The sequence below is a fragment of the Niastella populi genome (assembly GCF_002078015.1).
Taxonomy (GTDB): Bacteria; Bacteroidota; Bacteroidia; order Chitinophagales; family Chitinophagaceae; genus Niastella; species Niastella populi.
On sequence record NZ_LWBP01000183.1, the window covers coordinates 1 to 253 of the forward strand.

A 253-nucleotide genomic window follows, 5' to 3' on the forward strand; every position below is an offset into this window, starting at 1 on the left:
GTTTTTCTTTGCAAAGAATGATGCCAATACTTGGAAGTTCATCTGGAAGCTTTATTTTGTCATCCAGCACATTCAGGTAAAAATGTAATTGACCTGTATACTCTGGCCAGAAATGGTCTTTCTTAATTTCAAAAGCCACAAGACGCCGTAGGATACGATTGTAGAAAAGTAAGTCAATTGAAAATTCATGACCGTCAACATCCATAATGACGCTGCATTTAATGGTTTAAAATTACCCCAGCGGGGCAGTTAA

1 protein-coding gene is annotated in these 253 nt (G+C 37.5%); it reads right to left on the reverse strand.

Features of this window, described 5'->3' with window-relative positions; all coding sequences use genetic code 11:
• Positions 1–205: PDDEXK nuclease domain-containing protein (locus A4R26_RS15440; RefSeq protein ID WP_242674917.1), on the reverse strand; the 205-nt coding region annotated here is incomplete at its 3' end.
• Between the last annotated feature and the right edge of the window lie 48 nt (positions 206–253).